The sequence below is a fragment of the Cellulomonas sp. Y8 genome, from assembly GCF_008033115.1.
GTDB lineage: Bacteria > Actinomycetota > Actinomycetes > Actinomycetales > Cellulomonadaceae > Cellulomonas.
Map to the genome: position 1 here is coordinate 2,687,290 of NZ_CP041203.1, position 19,566 is coordinate 2,706,855.

Below are 19,566 nucleotides of genomic sequence, written 5' to 3' on the forward strand. Positions count from 1 at the left end.
GCGTCCGGGGCCGCGCCGGGCTCAGCCGCGCGTCGCCGTCAGCTCGCGCACGGCGGCGTACTGCTCGCGCACGCGCGGCGCGGGATCGGCCTCGTAGACCTCCGCCTCGCCCGCGGCGGTCCACGCCGGCGGCTGCTCCGACCCGCCGAGCACCCACGCGGCCTGGCGCGCGGCGCCGTCGGCGACGTACTCGCCCGGCGTCGGCACGGTCACGTCGGTCCCGAGGACGGCCGGCGCGATCCGCCGGACCGCCTCGGACTGCGCGCCGCCGCCGATGAGCGACACCCGCTCGACCGGCACGCCCTGCGCGCGCAGCGCGTCCAGGCCGTCGGCCAGCGCGCACAGCATGCCCTCGACCGCGGCCCGGGCCAGGTGGGCGGGCGTGGTGTTGGCCAGCCGCATCCCGTGCAGTGCGCCGGTGGCGTCGGGCTTGTTCGGGGTCCGCTCGCCCTCGAGGTACGGGACCAGCACCAGCCCGTCGGCCCCGGCGGGCGCGGACAGCGCGAGCGCGGACAGGCCCGCGTGGTCGACGCCGAGCATCCGCGCCGCGGCGTCGAGCACCCGGGAGGCGTTCAGCGTGCAGGCGAGCGGCAGGTAGGCGCCGGTCGCGTCGGCGAACCCGGTGACGAGGCCGGAGCCGTCGGCCGTCGGCGTGGCGGACACGGCGGACACGACGCCCGAGGTGCCGATGGAGATCGCGACGTCGCCGGCGACCATGCCGAGCCCGAGCGCGGCGGCGGCGTTGTCGCCCGCCCCGGCCCCCAGCGCCGCACCCGCCCGCACGAGCCCGGTGCCCCCGGCGACGCCCGCCGCCTCGCCCGCGCCGACGACCCGCGGCAGCACGACGTCGTGGCCGAGCGCCAGCTCCAGCAGGTCGCGGCGGTAGTCCTCGGTGAACGGCGACCAGTAGCCGGTGCCCGACACGTCGGACCGGTCGGTCGTGAGCGCGGTCAGGTCGGCGTTGCCGGGGCCGTACCCGGCGAGCCGCCAGGTCAGCCAGTCGTGGGGGAGCGCGACGGCGGCGACCCGCGCGGCGGCGTCCGGCTCGTGGTCCCGCAGCCAGCGCAGCTTGGTGACCGTCAGCGAGGCGACGGGCACGGAGCCGATCGCGTCGGCCCAGGCCTGCGGCCCGCCGAGCTCGTCGATCAGCGCCAGCGCCGAGGGCGCGGACCGGGTGTCGTTCCACAGCAGCGCGTCGCGGACGACCTCGCCGTCGGCGTCGAGCGCGACCATGCCGTGCTGCTGGCCGCCGACCGCCACGGCGTCGACGTCGTCGAGCCCGCCGGCGTCGCGCACGGCGGTCTGCAGCGCGTCCCACCAGTGCCGCGGGTCGATCTCGGTGCCGTCCGGGTGCGACGCGCGGCCGGAGCGCACCAGCGCCCCGGTCTCGGCGTCGCGCACGACGACCTTGCAGGACTGGGTGGAGGAGTCCACCCCGGCGACCAGGGCCATGCTGCTTCCTCGCTCTTGCTGGTACGGGACGAAGCGCCGAGGTCGAGGGTTCCACGCGAAACCGGGGGCAGAAACCCTCGACCTCGGCGGAAACCCTCGACCTCGGCGGTGGTGCGGTGCTCGGGTCAGCGGGCGCCGAGCGCGTGCTCCAGGGCCAGCTGGTTCAGGCGGACGAAGCCGAAGCCGCGGGCGGCGACGCCCTCGACGTCGAAGTCCTCGTACGCGGACCGGTCGGCCAGCAGGTCGGCCAGGGTCTCGCCCTCGCCGATCGTCGGCTGCGACAGCTCGAGCACGCCGGACGCCTCGAGGGCCTCCTGGACCTCCGGGTCGGCGCGGAACGCCTGCGCGCGCTCCTTGAGCAGGAGGTAGGTCGCCATGTTGGCCTTGGCCGACTCCCACACACCGTCGAAGTCCTCGGTGCGGGACGGCTTGTAGTCGAAGTGCCGGGGGCCGTCGTAGCGCGGGCCGCCGGACGGGAAGCCGTTCTCGATCAGGTCGACGGTGGCGAACGCGGAGAACAGGTCGCCGTGGCCGAACACGAGGTCCTGGTCGTACTTGATGGACCGCTGGCCGTTCAGGTCGATGTGGAACAGCTTGCCGGCCCACAGCGCCTCGGCGATGCCCTGCGTGTAGTTCAGGCCCGCCATCTGCTCGTGGCCGGTCTCCGGGTTCAGGCCGACGATGTCGCCGTGCTCGAGCTTCGCGATGAGCGCGAGGGCGTGGCCGATCGTCGGGAGCAGGATGTCGCCGCGGGGCTCGTTCGGCTTCGGCTCGATGGCGATCCGGAGGCCGTAGCCCTTCTCCTTGATGTACGCGGCGACGGTGTCGATGCCCTCGGCGTACCGGTCGTGCGCGGCGTTGAGGTCCTTGGCGGAGTCGTACTCCGCGCCCTCGCGGCCGCCCCACATCACGAACGTGTCGGCGCCGAGCTCGGCGGCCAGGTCGACGTTCCGGATGACCTTGCGCAGGCCGTAGCGGCGCACGCGGCGGTCGTTCGAGGTGAACGCGCCGTCCTTGAAGATCGGGTGGCTGAAGGTGTTGGTCGTGACCATCTCGACCGTGATGCCGGTGTCGGCCAGGGCCTGCTTGAACCGGCCGAGGATGCGCTCGCGCTCCGCGTCGTCCGAGCCGAACGGCACCACGTCGTCGTCGTGGAAGGTCACGTGCGCGGCGCCGAGCTCGGCGAGCTTGTGCACCGACTCCACCGGGTCGAGCCACGGCCGGCTCGCGGAGCCGAACTGGTCCTGGGCGTTCCAGCCGACGGTCCAGAGACCGAAGGAGAACTTGTCGTCGCGGGTGGGCGTGCGCACCATCGTCTGCTCCTCGTCGAGTAACCCTGCGGGGTTTGTCTTGTGAGTGAACTTATACGCGGGACCGGTTAGGGTCAACCGCGTGACCGACCCCGCAGCCGCGCCGCGAGAGGCGCCCGCCGCCGGCCCCGGCGCGACCCGCTCGGCCGCCACGGGTCCGGCCGCGCGCCGCCGGGTCCCGGCACGGCAGGGCTCGCTGCGCGAGCACAACCTGGCCCTCGTGCTCCGGCACGTGCTGGACGCCGCGGGCCCGGGCCCGGCCGGTGCCGCGCCCGCCGCGCCGCCGTCCCGCGCGGACGTCGCCACCGCCACGGGGCTGACCCGCGGCGCGGTGTCCGCCCTGGTCGACCTGCTGATCGGCGCCCGCCTGGTCGCCGAGCTGCCGCCCGCCGCCACCGCTCGCGCCGGGCGGCCCGCCGTGCCGCTGGTGCCCGCGGCCGGGACCGTCGTCGGGCTCGGGGCCGAGGTGAACGTCGACTACGTCGGGGTGCGCGCGCTCGACCTCGCCGGGCACGTGGTCGCGCACCGCGAGACCCGCGGCGACTACCGGCACAGCGATCCCGCGCGGGTGCTCGGCGTGCTCGCCGCGCTGGTGGGGGAGGTGCGCGCCGCCCTGCCCGCCGGGGCGCGGCTGGCCGGCATGTGCCTCGCGCTCCCCGGCCTGGTGGACCGCGGCACCGGCCCGCTGCGGCTCGCCCCGAACCTCGGCTGGCGGGACGTCGACGTCGTGGCGCTGCTGGCCGGCCACCCGGAGGTCGACGGCCTGGCGGTCCGGCTGGCCAACGAGGCCAACCTCGCCGCTCGGGCCGAGGCGCGCGCCGGTGCGGCCGGGCAGTCGTTCCTGTACGTGTCCGGCGAGGTCGGCATCGGTGCGGCGATCGTGCTGGACGGCGAGGTGTTCGCGGGCCGGCACGGCTGGAGCGGCGAGCTCGGCCACACCGTCGTCGACCAGCAGGGGCCGCGGTGCACCTGCGGGGCGCGCGGCTGCCTCGAGCAGTACGCCGGCAAGGACGCGCTGCTGCGCGCGGCCGGGCGCGACGTCGAGGAGCCGGTCGACGCGCTGCTGGCCGCGGCCGGCGCCGGCGACGAGCGCACCGCGCGGGCGCTGCGGTCCGCGGGGGAGGCGCTGGGCGTGGCGCTCGCGAACTTCGTCAACCTCGTGGACGTCGAGCGGGTGGTGCTCGGCGGGATCTACGCGCCGCTGGCGCCGTGGCTGACGGACGCGGTGGTGGCGCAGCTGCGGTCGCGGGTGCTCGCGGCGGCCTGGGCGGACGCGCGGGTCGGCGTCGCCGCGGGCGGGGAGCACGCCGCGATGGACGGCGCCGCCCTGGTCGTCCTCCGCGCGGTCGCCGACGACCCGGCCGCCTGGCTGCCCGCGCCCGTCGCCTGACCCCTCGCCCGCCCCGGGCGGTCGCGGGTCGTCGGTGCCGTCGCCTACAGTCCTCGCCGTGACGGAGCACCTGCGCGACCTGTGGATCGGGACCTACCCCTCGGCCGGAGCGGGCACCCCCGCCGGGCTCGGCGAGGGCATCTGGCGGGTCGGGCTGGAGGCGGGCACCGGTCGCCTCGTGGACCCCGTGCTCGTCGCCGAGACCCACGCGCCCTCGTTCCTGGCCGTGGACCGGCAGGCCGGCCTGCTGCTCGCGGTGGGCGAGCACGCCGGCGGCACGGTGTCCGCGTTCCGGGTCGGGTCCGGCGCCGACGGCCGGCCCGCCCTGGTCCGGGCCGGCACCGCGAGCAGCGGCGGCGACGACCCCTGCCACGTGCTGCTCGACCCGGAGGGACGGGTGGCCTACGTCGCCAACTACTCCTCGGGCTCGCTGGCGGTCCTGGAGCTCGGCCCGGACGGCCTCGCCGCGGACGCCCCCGCCCAGGTGCTGACGCACACCGGCTCCGGCCCGGACGCCGAGCGCCAGGAGGCGTCGCACGCGCACTTCGCGGCGCTCACCCCGGACGGCGCGCACCTCCTGGTCTGCGACCTCGGCACGGACGAGATCCGCCGGTACCGGCGCGACCCGGCGACCGGCCTGCTGACCGAGGACGGGATCGCCGCGACGCTGCGCCCCGGCTCCGGCCCGCGGCACCTGGTGTTCTCCGCGGACGGCCGGATCGCGTACGTCGCCTGCGAGCTCGACGTGACCGTCGCCGTGCTGGCCTGGGACGCCGCGACCGCGTCCGGCCGGGTGGTGCAGCACGTCCCCGCCGCCGAGGACGGGGCCGCGCCGCGCGCCGGCGAGCGCCCGCTGCCCTCGCATATCGACCGGGCCGGCGACCGCGTGCTCGTCGCGACCCGCGGCCCCGACGTGCTCGCGACCTTCGCGCCCGGGCCGGACGGCACGCTCGCGCCCGCGGGCCAGACCGCGCTGCCCGGCGCGTGGCCGCGGCACTTCGCGGTCGTCGAGGGCTGGACCGTCGTGGCGGACCAGCGCGGCGACTCGCTCACCGTGCTCCGGGACGGGGCCGTCGTGTCGACCGCGGCGCTGCCCGCCCCGGCGTGCGTCGTGCCGGCGTGACCGCGGGCCCCGCGGGCGCGCCGGGCGCCCGCACCCTCCCGCCCCTGATGCCGGGACCGCACCTGCGGCGGCTCGACGTCATCACGGTCGTCGCGACGTTCGGCGGCCTGCTGTTCGGCTACGACACCGGCGTCATCAACGGCGCCCTCGACCCGATGGTCGCCGACCTCGGGCTCACCCCGGCGACCGAGGGCCTGGTCACGAGCAGCCTGCTCGTCGGCGCGGCGCTCGGCGCGCTGCTGTGCGGCCGGCTCGCGGACCGGGTCGGCCGCCGCCGCACCCTCGTGGCGCTCGCGGTGGTGTTCTTCGTCGGCGCGCTGGGCAGCGTCGTCGCCCCGTCGTTCGAGGTCATGGCCGCGACCCGGTTCGTGCTCGGCCTCGCGGTCGGCGGCGCGTCCGTCACGGTGCCGGTCTACCTGGCCGAGCTCGCGCCCACGGAGCGCCGCGGCGCGATCACGGGGCGCAACGAGATCGCCATCGTCGTCGGGCAGCTGGCCGCGTTCGTGATCAACGCGGTCATCGGCACCGTGTGGTCGGACCACCCCGGCGTCTGGCGGTACATGCTGGCGGTGCAGGCCGTGCCCGCGGTCGCGCTGTTCGTCGGGATGCTCCGGATGCCCGAGTCGCCGCGCTGGCTGCTGGCCCGCGGCCGGGAGGACGACGCGCTCGCGGTGCTGCGCCAGGTGCGCGACCCGGGGCGGGCGGCCGCCGAGCTGCGCGAGGTCCGCGACCTCGTCGCCCTCGAGCGCACCGACGCCGCGCGCGGGCAGGGCGGCTGGGGGGAGCTGCGGCTCGCCTGGGTGCGCCGGCTGGTCCTGATCGGCGTCGGCGTGGCCGTCGTGAACCAGCTCGGCGGCATCAACGCGGTCATGTACTACGGCACCCAGCTGCTCCGGCAGTCGGGGTTCAGCGGGGACGTGGCCCTCGTCGCGAACGTGCTGAACGGCGTGTTCTCGGTGCTCGGCATGCTGATCGGCCTGCGCGTCATCAACCGGGTCACCCGGCGCGGGCTGCTGCTGGTCGGCCTCACCGGGATCATCGCGTCGCACCTGATGATCGCGCTGTGCTCGGCGGCGATCCCCGAGGGCACCGGCCGGTCGGTGGCCGTCACGTTCTTCCTGGTGCTGTTCGTGGGCTTCAACCAGTCGTCCGTCGGGCTCGTCTGCTGGGTGATCCTGGCGGAGCTGTTCCCGCTGCGGGTCCGCGGCTTCGCGATCGGGCTCTGCGTGTTCTGGAACTGGGCGGCCAACGCGGTCATCTCCGGCTTCTTCCCGTCGGTGGTCGCCGGCATCGGGGTCAACGGGACGTTCCTGCTGTTCGCGGCGCTGAACGTGCTGTCCTGGCTGTTCGTGCGCCTCGTGCTCCCCGAGACCCGGGACCGGTCGCTCGAGCAGCTGGAGGAGGACTTCCGGGCCGCGCGCCCCTGAGCCTCGGCACCCGGGCACCCTCGATCCCACCCGGGTGGTCGGCGTCACGCGGTGCGTACCCCTCCAGATGACCGACAATGGGGGGAGTCCGCCTGTCGTCCCCCCCTCCCGGAGCCCCGTCGTGCCGCACGAGCCGCAGCGCATCGCCATGCTGTCCGTGCACACCTCGCCCCGGGATCAGCCCGGCACGGGCGACGCCGGCGGGATGAACGTCTACATCGCCGAGCTGGCCCGGGCGCTGGCCCGCCGCGGTGCCGCGGTCGAGATCTTCACGCGCGCCACCTCCTCGGCCCTGCCGGAGTCGGTGCACCTCGACGAGCACGACGACCGGGTGCTCGTGCACCACGTGCCGGCCGGCCCGTACGAGGGGCTGGACAAGAACGACCTGCCCGGCCAGCTGTGCGCGGTGACCGCCGGCGTGCTCCGCGTCGGCGCGACCCGGCCCGCCGGCTGGTACGACGTGCTGCACAGCCACTACTGGCTGTCCGGCCAGGTCGGCTGGCTCGCGGCGGAGCGCTGGGACGTGCCGCTGGTGCACACCATGCACACCATGGCCCGCGTCAAGAACGCCGCGCTCGCGCCGGGGGACAGCCCCGAGCCGGCGACCCGGGTGATCGGCGAGGAGCAGGTGGTCGCGGCTGCCGACGCGCTGGTCGCGAGCACCGCGGAGGAGGGCCAGGACCTCGTCGGCATGTACGACGCCGACCCCGAGCGGGTGCACGTCGTCGCGCCGGGCGTCGACCTGAGCACGTTCCGGCCGCGCGCCGACCGCGCCGCCCTGCGCCGGGACCTCGGGCTGCCCGTCGACCGGGACGTCGTCGTGTTCGCGGGCCGGGTGCAGCCGCTCAAGGCGCCCGACGTGCTGGTGCGGGCGCTGGGCGTGCTCCGCGCGACGGGCCGGCCGGTCCCGCTGCTGGTCGTCCTCGGCGGGCCGAGCGGGCGGGCGACGGCGCTCACCGAGCTGCAGGCGCTCGCCGCGACGTCGGGCGTCGCGGACGACGTGCGGTTCCACCCGCCGGTCGCGCGCGCCGACCTCGCGCGGTGGTTCGCCGCGGCGGACCTCGTGGCCGTGCCGTCGCGCAGCGAGTCGTTCGGGCTGGTGGCCGTCGAGGCGCAGGCGACGGGCACCCCCGTCGTCGCGTCCGCGGTCGGCGGGCTGCGGTCGGTCGTGCAGGACGGCGTGTCCGGGCGGCAGGTGCGCGGGCACGACCCCGCGGTCTGGGCGGACGCGCTGGCGACGGCGCTCGCGGACCCGGCGTCGCGCACCACCTGGCGGGCGGGCGCCCGGCGGGTCGCCGAGCAGTACGGCTGGGACGCGACCGCCGAGCAGGTGCTCAAGGTCTACGCCCTGGCCGCCGAGCGCCGCGCGCGCCTCGCGGTCTGATCCCTCAGGCGGCGACCGGCTCCAGGACCAGGACCGGGATCACCCGGGACGTGCGGGTCTGGTAGTCCGCGTAGTCGGGGTACGCCTCGACCGCCCGCGCCCACCACAGCTCGCGCTCCGCGCCGGAGACCTCGCGCACGGTGTAGTCGGCCTTCGCGGGCCCGTCCTGCAGCTCGACCAGCGGGTGCGCCAGGAGGTTGTGGTACCAGACGGGGTGCTTCGGGGCCCCGCCGAGCGACGCGACCACGGCGTACGCGCCGTCGTGCTCGACGCGCATCACGGGGATCTTGCGCACCTTGCCGGACCTCGCGCCGAGCATCGTCACGACGACGACGGGCATCCCGCGCATCGTGGTGCCCCGCGTCCCGCCGGAGCTCTCGATGAGCTCCACCTGGTCGCGCGAGCGCTGGTCCGTGCTGGGCTGGTACTCCCCGGTGATCGGCATGCCCGGTGCAACGCCCCGGGACGCGGTCCGTGTTCCGCGGGCCGAACGTCCCCCGACGCCCGGGCGCCGCGTGCGGCAGGATGGGACCCATGACCTACACCCTCGTTCTGCTCCGCCACGGCGAGAGCGAATGGAACGCGAAGAACCTGTTCACCGGCTGGGTCGACGTCGCGCTGTCCGAGAAGGGCGTCGCGGAGGCCAAGCGCGGCGGGACGCTGCTCACCGACGCCGGCGTGCTGCCGGACGTCGTGCACACGTCGCTGCTGCGCCGCGCCATCACGACCGCGAACTACGCGCTCGACGCCGCGGACCGCCTGTGGATCCCGGTCAAGCGCTCGTGGCGCCTGAACGAGCGCCACTACGGCGCGCTGCAGGGCAAGGACAAGAAGCAGACCCTGCAGGAGTACGGCGAGGAGCAGTTCATGCTCTGGCGCCGCTCCTACGACGTCCCGCCGCCGGACATCGAGCTCGGCTCGGAGTTCTCGCAGGACAGCGACCCGCGCTACGCCGGTGAGCCGATCCCGCGCGCCGAGGCGCTCAAGCAGGTGCTCGACCGCGCCCTGCCGTACTGGGACGAGCAGATCGTGCCCGACCTCAAGGCCGGGAAGACCACCCTGGTGGCCGCGCACGGCAACTCGATCCGCGCGATCGTCAAGTACCTCGACGACGTGGACGACGCGACGATCGCCGGGATCAACATCCCCACCGGCATCCCGCTCGTCTACCACCTGGACGAGGAGACCCTGAAGCCGACCAACCCGGGCGGCACGTACCTCGACCCCGACGCGGCCGCCGAGGCCATCGCCGCGGTCGCGAACCAGGGCCGCTGACCGGCAGCACGACGCACGCACGAAGGGGCCCGGGCCGACACCACGTCGGCCCGGGCCCCTTCGTCGTTCCCGGGCCCTCGTCGTCCTCGCGCGGCGCGCCCCGGACGCGACGAGGCCCGTCCCCCCGTGCGGCGGGGGAGACGGGCCTCGTGCGCGGACGGCCGTCCGCGGGCGGGGTCAGCGGATGCCGCTGCCGTCGCCCGCGAACTCGCCGGTGACCAGGTAGACGATGCGGCGCGCGACGGACACCGCGTGGTCGCCGAACCGCTCGTAGTACCGGCCGAGCAGCGTGACGTCGACCGTCTGCTGCGCGGTGCCGGCCCACGTCGGGCTCAGCAGCACGCGGAACGTCTCCTCGTGCAGCGAGTCGAGCAGGTCGTCGTCGCGCTCGATGCCCTCGGCCTCGGTGAGGTCGTGCGAGCTCAGCACGTGGGTGGTGCGCTGGGCGACGCGGCGCGCGGCCTCGTTCATCTCGGTGAACACACCGGTCAGCGCGGGGTCGATGGCGGCGTTCGGGTAGCGGCCGCGGGCCACCTGGGCCACGTGCCGGGCCAGGTCGCCCATCCGCTCGAGCGTCGCGCTCATCCGCAGCGCGGACACGACGACGCGCAGGTCGGTGGCGACCGGCTGCTGCTGGGCGAGCAGCAGGACGCAGCGCTCGTCGAGGTCGCGCTCGAGCGCGTCGATGGCGAGGTCGTCCGCGATCACCGACTCGGCGAGGGCCAGGTCCTGGCGGAGCAGCGCCTCACCGGCGGCCCCGATCGCGTGCTCGACCCGGCGGCTCATCGCCACCAGGTCGTCCCCGAGCTGCTTGAGCTCGGCCTCGAAGATCTCCCGCATGGCTTCCTCTCGTTCGCGCGCGGTCCGCGCGCGGGCGTGCGTGGGTGCACCAGTCTGGTCCCGGCCGCCCACGGTCGCACGCTCCGGTGAACGCGCCGGTGAACGGCAGGTCGCCTCGGGGTGAACGGAGATGAACACTCCGCCCGGCGCCGCCGCGGCGGTGCCGTGCCGGTCCGTGGCACGGCACCGACGACCGTACGCTGGCGCCGTGGACGGTCTCAACGGTCTCGGCGCGCTGCTCGTGGGTGTGCTGGGTCTGCTCACCGGCATCGGGGCGACGCTGGCGTTCCGGTTCAGCGAGCGCGCGCAGCGCAGCATCCCGCCGCGCCCTGAGCCGGAGGTCGACGACGGCGTGGTCCGGACGCTCGCGGTGCTGCGCTCCGCCGCGGTGGTGCTGGACGACGAGGACCGCGTCGTCCGGGCGAGCCCGCCGGCGTTCGCGCTCGGCGTCGTCCGGGACGGCATGGTCGTGCACGCCGCCGTGCGCGAGCTGATCGCCGACGTCCGCCGCACCGGGCTGATCCGCGACGAGGAGCTGGAGCTGCCGCGCGGGCCCCTGGGTCCGGGCACCGTGATGCTGCAGGTCCGCGTCGCGCAGGTCGCGCCGGGTCTGCTGCTGGTGCTCGCCGAGGACAACACCCAGGCCCGGCGCCTCGAGGCGATCCGCCGCGACTTCGTCGTCAACGTGTCCCACGAGCTGAAGACCCCGGTCGGCGCGCTCTCGCTGCTGGCCGAGACGGTGCAGGACGCCGCGGACGACCCCGAGGCCGTCCGCCGGTTCGCGGGCCGGATGGTCGGGGAGGCGCACCGGCTCTCCGAGCTGGTGCACGAGATCCTCGAGCTGTCCCGGCTGCAGGTGGCCGGCGCGCTGAAGGACATCGCCGTGGTGGACGTCGACGCCGTCGTGGCGGAGTCGGTCGACCGCGCGCGGACCGGCGCCGCCGCGAAGGACATGGGCTTCCAGGTCGGCGGCGAGCGCGGCACCCGCGTGTTCGGCGACCCCACGATGCTCGTCCAGGCGGTGCGCAACCTGCTGGACAACGCGGTGCGCTACTCGCCGGCCGGCACCACCGTCGGCGTCGGCGTCCGCAGCCGCGACGGCCTGGTGGAGATCGCGGTCGTCGACCAGGGCGTCGGCATCTCGCCCGAGGAGCAGGACCGGGTGTTCGAGCGGTTCTACCGCGTCGACCCGGCCCGCAGCCGCGAGACCGGCGGCACCGGCCTCGGCCTGTCGATCGTCAAGCACGTCGCGGCCGACCACGGCGGCGACGTGCAGGTGTGGTCGCAGCCCGGCCGCGGCTCCACGTTCACCCTGCGGCTCCCGGTCGCCGTCGGCCAGCCGCCGGCAGCGACCGCGGACGACCGTCCGCAGCCCCTCGTCGTCCCCGACCGAACCGGCCCGGCCGCCCCGCGCGCCGCCGCCGCCCACCCCGACACCACCGCACCGGAGGCCTGACCCCGTGACCCGCATCCTGCTCGTCGAGGACGAGGAGTCCTACCGCGACCCGCTGGGCGTACCTGCTCGGCCGCGAGGGGTTCCAGGTCACCACCGCCGCCACCGGGACCGAGGCCGTCGAGGCGTTCGAGTCCGAGGGCGCGGACCTCGTGCTGCTCGACCTCATGCTCCCCGGGATGTCCGGCACCGAGGTCTGCCGCCGGATCCGGCAGCGCTCCGACGTCCCGGTCATCATGCTGACCGCGAAGGACGGCGAGATCGACAAGGTCGTCGGCCTGGAGCTCGGGGCCGACGACTACGTGACCAAGCCCTACTCGTCCCGCGAGCTGCTGGCGCGGGTGCGCGCGGTGCTGCGCCGTCGCCAGGCGCCTGCCACGGGCGGGGCGGGCTCCGACGACGAGGTCGAGGACGACGGCGTGCTCGCCGCCGGCCGGGTCCGGATGGACGTCGAGCGGCACACCGTCACGGTCGACGACCAGCCCGTGGCGTTCCCCCTCAAGGAGTTCGAGCTGCTCGAGCTGCTGCTGCGGAACGCGGGCCGGGTGCTCACCCGCGGCCAGCTCATCGACCGCGTCTGGGGGACCGACTACGTCGGCGACACCAAGACCCTCGACGTGCACGTGAAGCGGGTGCGCGCCAAGATCGAGCCGGACCCGGGGAACCCGACGCTCCTGGTCACCGTGCGCGGCCTCGGCTACAAGCTGCTCGACGACGACCCGGCCTGACCGGCCGGGCGTGACGCGCGCCACGCGGGTCCCCGCCAGGATTGTCCGCTCGTTCACCGTCCGTTCACCCGGCTACGGGAGCCTGGTCACCTGCGCTCCTTAGCGTCGGCGCCAGGTCGCGCACAGACGGGTGCGCGCCGCGTCACGACAGGACGGACAACACTGTGAAGCTCAACCGCGGTCGTACGGGTGCCCTCGCCCTCGCCGGCGTCGTCGCCCTCTCCCTCACGGCATGTGGTTCGGACAACCCGACGGGCGCCGCCGAGACCTCCGGCGGATCCGACACCGGCTCGACCAGCTCCCTCTCGGGTGAGCTCGCCGGCTCGGGCGCCTCGTCGCAGGAGTCCGCGATGGAGGCCTGGCGCGCCGGGTTCCAGAACGCGAACCCCGACGTCACCGTCTCGTACGACCCGGTCGGCTCGGGTGGCGGCCGCACCGCGTTCCTCGACGGCTCCGTGAAGTTCGCGGGTACCGACTCCGCGCTCGACGAGGACGAGCTGGCCCAGGCGCAGGAGCGCTGCTTCGGCGCCAGCGCGGTGGACCTGCCGGTCTACATCTCCCCGATCGCCGTCGTCTTCAACCTCGAGGGCGTCACCGAGCTGAACCTCTCGGCCGAGACGATCGCGAACATCTTCAACAACACGATCACGAACTGGAACGACCCGGCCATCGCCGAGGCGAACCCGGACGTGACGCTGCCGGACCTGGCGATCACCACCGTGCACCGCTCGGACGAGTCGGGCACCACGAAGAACTTCACCGACTACCTGGCGAAGGCCGGCAACGGCGCGTGGACGGCCGAGGCCTCCGGCGACTGGGCGGTCGAGGGCGGCGAGTCCGGCCAGGGCACCTCCGGCCTGATCCAGACCGTCCAGGGCGGCCAGGGCACCATCGGCTACGCGGACGCCTCGAAGGCCGGCTCGCTCGGCAAGGTCTCGATCCAGGTCGGCGACGAGTTCGTCGCCCCGTCGGAGGAGGCCGCCGCGGCCGCGCTCGACGTCTCCCCGCGCGACGACTCGCGCGAGGAGGGTGACATCGTCATCGACATCGACCGCACCACGACCGAGGCCGGCGCCTACCCGCTGATCCTCGCCTCGTACCTGGTCGTCTGCCAGTCCTACGACTCGCAGGACGACGTCGACCTGGTCAAGGCGTTCGCGACCTACGTCGCCTCCGCCGAGGGCCAGGCGGCCTCCGAGTCGGCCGCGGGCTCCGCGCCGATCTCGGACGACCTGCGCTCCGACGTCCAGGCGTCGATCGACGCGATCACCCTGGCGTCCTGATCACCCCGGGGGGAGGGGCGGCCGTCGTGACCCGTCGGCCGCCCCTCCCGCCCGGACCCCGGCCGGTCCACCTCGCGGTGGGCCGGCCGTCGGCGCGAGACACGACCTCTCTCCTCCCCCTCCCCCTGGAGACCGCGTGACCAGCACCCAGTCCCGCACCGCGGGGCCCACCGAGCCGGTGAAGCCCGGCACGACGGCCCGCAGGCTGCGCTCGGGCCACGGCGACCGTGGCGGCAGCCTGGCGTTCCGCTGGCTCGCCACCGGGGCCGGCGTCCTGATCCTCGTGATCCTGGCCGCCGTGGCCGTGTTCCTGGTCCAGCGCGCGTGGCCGGCCCTCACCGCGGACTCGTCCGAGCTGTCGGACGCGGTCAGCTGGTTCCCCGAGGACACCAGCCTGCTGGGCTTCGTCGGCCCGCTGATCTTCGGCACGCTGCTCGCGGCCGCGGTGTCGCTGCTGCTGGCGACCCCGGTCGCCATCGGCATCGCGCTGTTCACCTCGCACTACGCGCCGCGGCGGCTCGCGAGCGCGCTCGGGTACGTGGTCGACCTGCTCGCCGCCATCCCCTCGGTCGTCTACGGCCTGTGGGGCGGTCTGGTGCTCAGCCCGGTCGTGCAGCCGGTGTGGGAGTTCCTCGGGACGTACCTCGGCTGGATCCCGTTCTTCGGCGGCGTGGTCTCGCCGACCGGCCGCGTGATGATGACCGTGGCCGTCGTGCTCGCCGTGATGATCCTGCCGATCATCACCGCGATCTGCCGCGAGGTGTTCCTGCAGACCCCGCGCCTGCACGAGGAGGCCGCCCTGGCCCTCGGCGCGACGCAGTGGGAGGTCGTGCGGATGGCCGTGCTGCCGTTCGCCCGGTCCGGCATCGTGTCGGCCGCCATGCTCGGCCTGGGCCGCGCGCTCGGCGAGACGATGGCCGTGCTGATGATCCTGTCGCCCGGGTTCCTCTACTCGTTCCAGCTGCTCGCCGCCGGGCAGCAGCAGACGATCGCCGCGAACATCGCCGCGCAGTTCCCCGAGGCCAACCAGACCGGCGTCGCGACGCTGATCGCCACCGGTCTCGCCCTGTTCATCATCACCCTGGCCGTGAACATGGCCGCCCGCGCGATCGTCGCGCGGCGCAAGGACTTCTCGGGGGCGAACTGACATGACGACCACCCCGACCACCACCACCCCGGCGGGCGCGTCGCTGCGCGAGGCGCTGCAGGCCACGGACCGCCGCCGGCGCCGTACCGACGTCACGATGCGCGTGCTGATCATCTCCGCGTTCGTGCTGGCGATGATCCCGCTGCTGTCGCTCACCTGGACCGTGGTGTCCCGCGGCATCGGCCGGCTGGACTCCTACTTCCTGCTCAACTCCATGCGCGGCGTGTTCGGCGGCATGGACGCGGGCGGCATCTACCACGCCATCGTCGGCACGCTCGAGATCACGCTGTTCGCCGCGCTGATCTCGGTGCCGATCGGCCTGCTCACCGCGATCTACCTGGTCGAGTACGGCAACGGCAAGCCGCTCGCCCGCGTGGTGACCTTCCTGGTCGACGTGATGACGGGCATCCCGTCCATCGTCGCCGGCCTGTTCGCCTACGCGCTGTTCGCGCTGCTCCTCGGCCCGGGCGCGAAGTTCGGCGCCATCGGCTCGGTCGCCCTGTCCGTGCTGATGATCCCGGTCGTGATCCGGTCCAGCGAGGAGATGCTGCGGCTCGTCCCGAACGAGCTGCGCGAGGCCTCCCTGGCGCTCGGCGTGCCGCGCTGGCTGACCATCATCAAGGTCGTCCTGCGCACCTCGGTCGCCGGCCTCACCACCGGCGTGATGCTGGCGATCGCCCGCGTCATCGGCGAGACGGCCCCGCTGCTGCTCACGGTCGGGGTGGTCGACTCGATCAACTTCAACCTGTTCGAGGGCCGCATGATGACCCTGCCCGTCTACGTGTACCGGCAGTACGCTCAGGGCCTGGTCCCGTGCTCGGACGGCGACGCGAGCTGCATCCCGGACATCAACCTGCAGCGCGCCTGGGCCGCCGCCCTCACGCTCTTCCTCATCGTCATGGTGCTGAACCTCATCGGGCGCCTCGTCACGCGGATCTTCGCCCCGAAGATCCGCTGACCCGCCGCCCCCACCTCCCCTTCACCAAGCCCAAGGAGACGACCGAGATGGCTCAGCGCATCGACGTCAAGGACCTGAACATCTACTACGGCGCCTTCAAGGCCGTCGAGGACGTGAACATGACCATCGAGCCCCGCTCGGTGACCGCGTTCATCGGCCCGTCCGGCTGCGGGAAGTCGACGTTCCTCCGCACGCTCAACCGCATGCACGAGGTCATCCCCGGCGCGCGCGTCGAGGGCACCGTCGCGGTCGAGGGCGTGGACCTCTACGGCGACGAGATCGACCCGGTGGCCGTGCGCCGCCAGGTCGGCATGGTGTTCCAGCGCCCGAACCCGTTCCCGACGATGTCGATCGCGGAGAACGTGCTCGCCGGCGTCCGGCTGAACAACCGCCGGATCTCGAAGGGCGACGCGAACGACCTCGTCGAGGCCTCGCTGCGCGGCGCCAACCTGTGGAACGAGGTCAAGGACCGCCTGGACCGCCCGGGCTCCGGCCTGTCCGGCGGCCAGCAGCAGCGCCTGTGCATCGCCCGCGCCATCGCGGTGAAGCCCCAGGTGCTGCTCATGGACGAGCCGTGCTCCGCGCTCGACCCGATCTCGACCCTCGCCATCGAGGACCTGATCGCCGAGCTCAAGAGCGAGTACACGATCGTCATCGTCACGCACAACATGCAGCAGGCGGCCCGCGTCTCGGAGCGGACGGCGTTCTTCAACATCGCCGGCACCGGCCAGCCCGGCAAGCTCATCGAGATCGACGACACCGCCACGATGTTCTCGTCGCCCAAGGAGCAGGCGACCGAGGACTACATCTCCGGCCGCTTCGGCTGAGCCGCTCCGGGGCACGGCGACCGGCGCGCGGGTCGGGAGGGGAACCGCGCGCCGACCGCCCGGGCCGTACGACACAGGCCCCGTCCGTCCGGACGGGGCCTGTGCCGTGCGTGGGGGCGGGACGGACCCGCCGGAGCGTCAGCCCTCGGTGCCGGCGGTCGCCTCGGCGGTCGGCGCCGTCGTCTCCTCGGTGCCGGGCTCCGTGGTGTCCTCGGCGGACGCGGTCTCGGTGGCGGTCGGCTCGGGGGTCTCCTCGACCAGCTCCGGGACCAGGTCCGCGTACTCCGGCAGCGTGCCGTCGAGGACGGGGACCGGGACGGTCTCGTCGCCCGCCGCGCCGGTGCTCAGCGTCAGCTCGACGGTCGAGCCCGGGGCGCCCGCGGCGTCGAAGACGACCTGCTCGCGCTCGTCGCCGTCCGCGCCGCCCTCGCCGGAGCCGCCGCCCAGCAGCACGGTGGCGCCGGACTCGACGCGCACGCGCTCGGACGAGCCCTCGAGCGACAGCTCGACGGTCAGCGCCTCGTCGCCGCGGTTGGTCAGGGCGCCCTGCAGCGCGCCGGGAGCGTCGGCCGCCTCCGCGACGATCAGCAGGTTCTCCGCCGTCAGGTCGCCGAGCGTCGCTCGCACGCCGTCCGACGCCGAGTACGCGACCTCGGTGGTGATCTGGTTGGTCACCGAGCAGCCGGACAGGGCCGCCGCGAGGGCCAGGACGGCCCCGACGACGACGGGGCGGGCGGACGTGCGGCTGCGGGCCACGGTGGACTCCTCGGTGCGGTGGGGCGGGCGCTGCGGTGCGCGGGGGGCTGCGGCACGCGCGCGGGCGTGCGAGGCCGAGCCTACGTGGGCGCGGGGGTGCCGTGCACGGCCTCTCGGCGGCTGCGTGGGCCTTCGGTCCCACGGACGGCGTCGTCGCAGGTCAGCGGGGTGCGCGGCCGGGGACGGGGTCGCACGGGGCCCTCGTCGGAGACTATCCACCCGGGGGCGTCCCGCCACCACGCCGCGCGGCGTGTCGAATCTCTGACGTGGCCGACAACGCCCTGACCTGCGCAAACGCGGCTGATCTCCACGAAATCCCCCCGTTGCCGCGTGGTAGACTGGGCTTCCGCGAAAGGGGACACCTGCAGATGACTTTCACTGTTGGGGAGACGGTTGTCTACCCGCACCACGGTGCAGCGCTGATCGAGGAGATCAAGACCAGGACCATCCGCGGCGAGGACAAGATCTACCTCAAGCTGAAGGTCGCCCAGGGTGACCTGACCATCGAGGTGCCGGCGGAGAACGTCGACCTCGTGGGTGTGCGGGACGTCGTCGGGGCCGAGGGCCTGGAGCGCGTGTTCGACGTGCTGCGCGCCCCCTACACCGAGGAGCCGACCAACTGGTCGCGCCGCTACAAGGCCAACCTCGAGAAGCTCGCCTCCGGCGACGTGATCAAGGTCGCCGAGGTCGTCCGCGACCTCTCCCGCCGGGACGCCGACCGCGGCCTGTCCGCGGGCGAGAAGCGCATGCTCGCCAAGGCCCGGCAGATCCTCGTCTCGGAGCTCGCGCTGGCCGAGCACACCGAGGAGGAGAAGGCCGAGGCCATCCTCGACGAGGTGCTCGCGTCCTGACGGCGCGCTGACCCTCCGACACCGGCCGACCGCGCCCGCATGCCCACCGCGGCCATCCTGACCGCCGCCGGCAGCGGTACGCGGCTCGGCCTGCCGGGACCGAAGGCGCTCGTCGAGCTCGCCGGGGTCCCGCTGGTCGTCCACGCCGCCCGACGCCTCGCTGCGTCGGGCGTCGTGCTGTCCGTGGTCGTCACCGTCCCGCCCGGCCGGACCGGGGGCTTCCGGGCCCTGCTCGGCGGTCCCGTGCGGCCGGGGATCGGCGTGCCGGTGACCGTCGTCGAGGGCGCGGGGTCGCGGCAGGCGTCCGTCGCCGCCGGGCTCGCCGCGCTCGCCGACGACGTCGACGTCGTCCTCGTGCACGACGCCGCGCGCGCCCTCGCGTCGCCCGCCCTGATCCGGTCCGTCGAGGCCGCCGTCCGCGCCGGGCACCGGGCCGTGGTGCCCGGGCTCCCGGTCGCCGACACCATCAAGCAGGTCGGCGAGCCCGTCGACGGCGGCGCCCCCGTGGTCGCGACCGTCCCGCGTGCCACCATGCGCGCCGTGCAGACGCCCCAGGGGTTCGACCGGGCGCTGCTCGACGCGGCGCACACCGCCGGGGCCGACCGGGCCGCGTCCGAGGCGACCGCCGCGACCGACGACGCCTCGCTCGTCGAGGCGCTGGGGGAGCAGGTGTGGGTCGTGCCCGGGGGAGGAGCAGGCCATGAAGATCACGACGACGCGGGACCTGGCGGTGGCGGAGCTGCTGGCGCGGGACGCCGCGGCGCGCGACGGGGCGCGGGCGTGACGGCAGCGGCCGCCGGGCCGGCGGGCGGGGTCCCCGAGGGCGCGGGCACCGGCGTGCCGGGCCTGCCGCGCACGGGGGTCGGCGTCGACGTGCACGCGAACGACCCCGAGCCCGCGCCCGGCGCCGTCCTGCACCTCGCGGGCCTCGCCTGGCCGGGCGAGGCGCCGTTGGCCGGCCACTCCGACGCCGACGTCGCCGCGCACGCCGCGGCCGACGCGCTGCTCTCCGCGGCGGGGATCGGCGACCTGGGCTCGGTGTTCGGCACGTCCCGCCCGGAGTGGGCCGGGGCCGCGGGGACGACCCTGCTGGCTGAGGCCGCGCGGCTGGTGCGGGAGGCGGGGTTCGCGGTCGGGAACGTCGCGGTCCAGGTGATCGGCAACCGCCCCCGCCTGTCCCCGCGCCGGGCCGAGGCGGAGGCCGCGCTGACGGCCGCGGCCGGCGCCCCGGTCTCGGTCTCCGCCACGACCACGGACGGCCTCGGCCTCACGGGCCGCGGCGAGGGCATCGCCGCGATCGCGACGGCCCTGATCGCCCCGCGCGCCTAGCCCCCCGCGCGCCCGCGCCACCCGCGCCCGCGC

General features: G+C 74.9%; 17 protein-coding genes and 1 pseudogene. 13 read left to right on the forward strand and 5 right to left on the reverse strand.

From position 1 onward, the window contains the following. Positions 1–21: 21 nt before the first annotated feature. Positions 22–1,452 (reverse strand): xylulokinase, encoded by a 1,431-nt coding sequence (xylB, locus tag FKM96_RS12235; protein ID WP_147795460.1) that lies wholly within the window; start codon positions 1,450–1,452, stop codon positions 22–24. 125 nt (positions 1,453–1,577) lie between these two features. Next, complete coding sequence (gene xylA / locus FKM96_RS12240; RefSeq protein ID WP_147795461.1) at positions 1,578–2,765, reverse strand: xylose isomerase; 1,188 nt, start codon at positions 2,763–2,765, stop codon at positions 1,578–1,580. Between the two features lie 79 nt (positions 2,766–2,844). Between xylA and FKM96_RS12245 the strand changes: the two genes are divergently transcribed. The 4 genes from FKM96_RS12245 (at position 2,845) to mshA (ending at position 8,086) form a co-directional block, all read left to right on the forward strand. Continuing rightward, positions 2,845–4,152 carry an ROK family protein gene (locus tag FKM96_RS12245; protein ID WP_147795462.1) on the forward strand — a complete coding sequence of 436 codons (1,308 nt, stop codon included), beginning with the start codon at positions 2,845–2,847 and terminating at the stop codon, positions 4,150–4,152. Between the two features lie 58 nt (positions 4,153–4,210). After that, the gene (locus FKM96_RS12250) at positions 4,211–5,275 is read left to right on the forward strand and encodes a lactonase family protein (protein ID WP_246854958.1); all 1,065 of its coding nucleotides are present in this window, start codon (positions 4,211–4,213) and stop codon (positions 5,273–5,275) included. A gap of 47 nt (positions 5,276–5,322) precedes the next feature. Next, entirely contained in the window at positions 5,323–6,702 is a 1,380-nt protein-coding gene (locus tag FKM96_RS12255; RefSeq protein WP_147795463.1) for a sugar porter family MFS transporter, read from the forward strand. Between the two features lie 148 nt (positions 6,703–6,850). Beyond that, positions 6,851–8,086 (forward strand): D-inositol-3-phosphate glycosyltransferase, encoded by a 1,236-nt coding sequence (gene mshA, locus FKM96_RS12260; protein WP_246855378.1) that lies wholly within the window; start codon positions 6,851–6,853, stop codon positions 8,084–8,086. Positions 8,087–8,090: 4 nt separating this feature from the next. On the opposite strand, the gene FKM96_RS12265 is transcribed toward mshA, so the two are convergent. Continuing rightward, a complete protein-coding gene (locus tag FKM96_RS12265) occupies positions 8,091–8,531 on the reverse strand; it encodes a nitroreductase family deazaflavin-dependent oxidoreductase (RefSeq protein ID WP_147795465.1) in 441 nt (146 codons plus the stop codon). An 89-nt stretch (positions 8,532–8,620) separates the two neighbouring features. Here FKM96_RS12265 and FKM96_RS12270 point away from each other — a divergent pair, with 89 nt between their 5' ends. Further along, positions 8,621–9,361 carry a phosphoglyceromutase gene (locus FKM96_RS12270; RefSeq protein ID WP_147795466.1) on the forward strand — a complete coding sequence of 247 codons (741 nt, stop codon included), beginning with the start codon at positions 8,621–8,623 and terminating at the stop codon, positions 9,359–9,361. Positions 9,362–9,538: 177 nt separating this feature from the next. Here the strand turns inward: FKM96_RS12270 and phoU are convergent, their stop codons facing one another. Beyond that, positions 9,539–10,201 carry a phosphate signaling complex protein PhoU gene (gene phoU / locus FKM96_RS12275; RefSeq protein ID WP_147795467.1) on the reverse strand — a complete coding sequence of 221 codons (663 nt, stop codon included), beginning with the start codon at positions 10,199–10,201 and terminating at the stop codon, positions 9,539–9,541. A 208-nt stretch (positions 10,202–10,409) separates the two neighbouring features. Here phoU and FKM96_RS12280 point away from each other — a divergent pair, with 208 nt between their 5' ends. The 6 genes and pseudogenes from FKM96_RS12280 (at position 10,410) to pstB (ending at position 16,597) form a co-directional block, all read left to right on the forward strand. Further along, positions 10,410–11,657 (forward strand): cell wall metabolism sensor histidine kinase WalK, encoded by a 1,248-nt coding sequence (locus FKM96_RS12280; RefSeq protein WP_147795468.1) that lies wholly within the window; start codon positions 10,410–10,412, stop codon positions 11,655–11,657. Between the two features lie 4 nt (positions 11,658–11,661). Next, positions 11,662–12,382: pseudogene (locus FKM96_RS12285) on the forward strand (response regulator). A gap of 164 nt (positions 12,383–12,546) precedes the next feature. Further along, entirely contained in the window at positions 12,547–13,665 is a 1,119-nt protein-coding gene (gene pstS / locus FKM96_RS12290; RefSeq protein WP_147795469.1) for a phosphate ABC transporter substrate-binding protein PstS, read from the forward strand. A 136-nt stretch (positions 13,666–13,801) separates the two neighbouring features. Further along, positions 13,802–14,812 carry a phosphate ABC transporter permease subunit PstC gene (pstC, locus tag FKM96_RS12295; protein WP_147795470.1) on the forward strand — a complete coding sequence of 337 codons (1,011 nt, stop codon included), beginning with the start codon at positions 13,802–13,804 and terminating at the stop codon, positions 14,810–14,812. Position 14,813: 1 nt separating this feature from the next. Further along, a complete protein-coding gene (gene pstA, locus FKM96_RS12300; RefSeq protein ID WP_147795471.1) occupies positions 14,814–15,770 on the forward strand; it encodes a phosphate ABC transporter permease PstA in 957 nt (318 codons plus the stop codon). 47 nt (positions 15,771–15,817) lie between these two features. After that, entirely contained in the window at positions 15,818–16,597 is a 780-nt protein-coding gene (gene pstB / locus FKM96_RS12305) for a phosphate ABC transporter ATP-binding protein PstB (RefSeq protein ID WP_147795472.1), read from the forward strand. Between the two features lie 138 nt (positions 16,598–16,735). Here pstB and FKM96_RS12310 read toward each other — a convergent pair whose 3' ends face one another. Then, positions 16,736–17,353: a hypothetical protein gene (locus tag FKM96_RS12310; RefSeq protein WP_210417266.1), complete on the reverse strand. Its 618-nt coding sequence runs from the start codon at positions 17,351–17,353 to the stop codon at positions 16,736–16,738. 368 nt (positions 17,354–17,721) lie between these two features. On the opposite strand from FKM96_RS12310, the gene FKM96_RS12315 reads away from it, so the two are divergent. Then, complete coding sequence (locus tag FKM96_RS12315) at positions 17,722–18,204, forward strand: CarD family transcriptional regulator (protein ID WP_147795473.1); 483 nt, start codon at positions 17,722–17,724, stop codon at positions 18,202–18,204. A 39-nt stretch (positions 18,205–18,243) separates the two neighbouring features. After that, the gene (gene ispF / locus FKM96_RS12320; protein WP_147795474.1) at positions 18,244–19,533 is read left to right on the forward strand and encodes a 2-C-methyl-D-erythritol 2,4-cyclodiphosphate synthase; all 1,290 of its coding nucleotides are present in this window, start codon (positions 18,244–18,246) and stop codon (positions 19,531–19,533) included. The last annotated feature ends 33 nt before the right edge of the window (positions 19,534–19,566 follow it).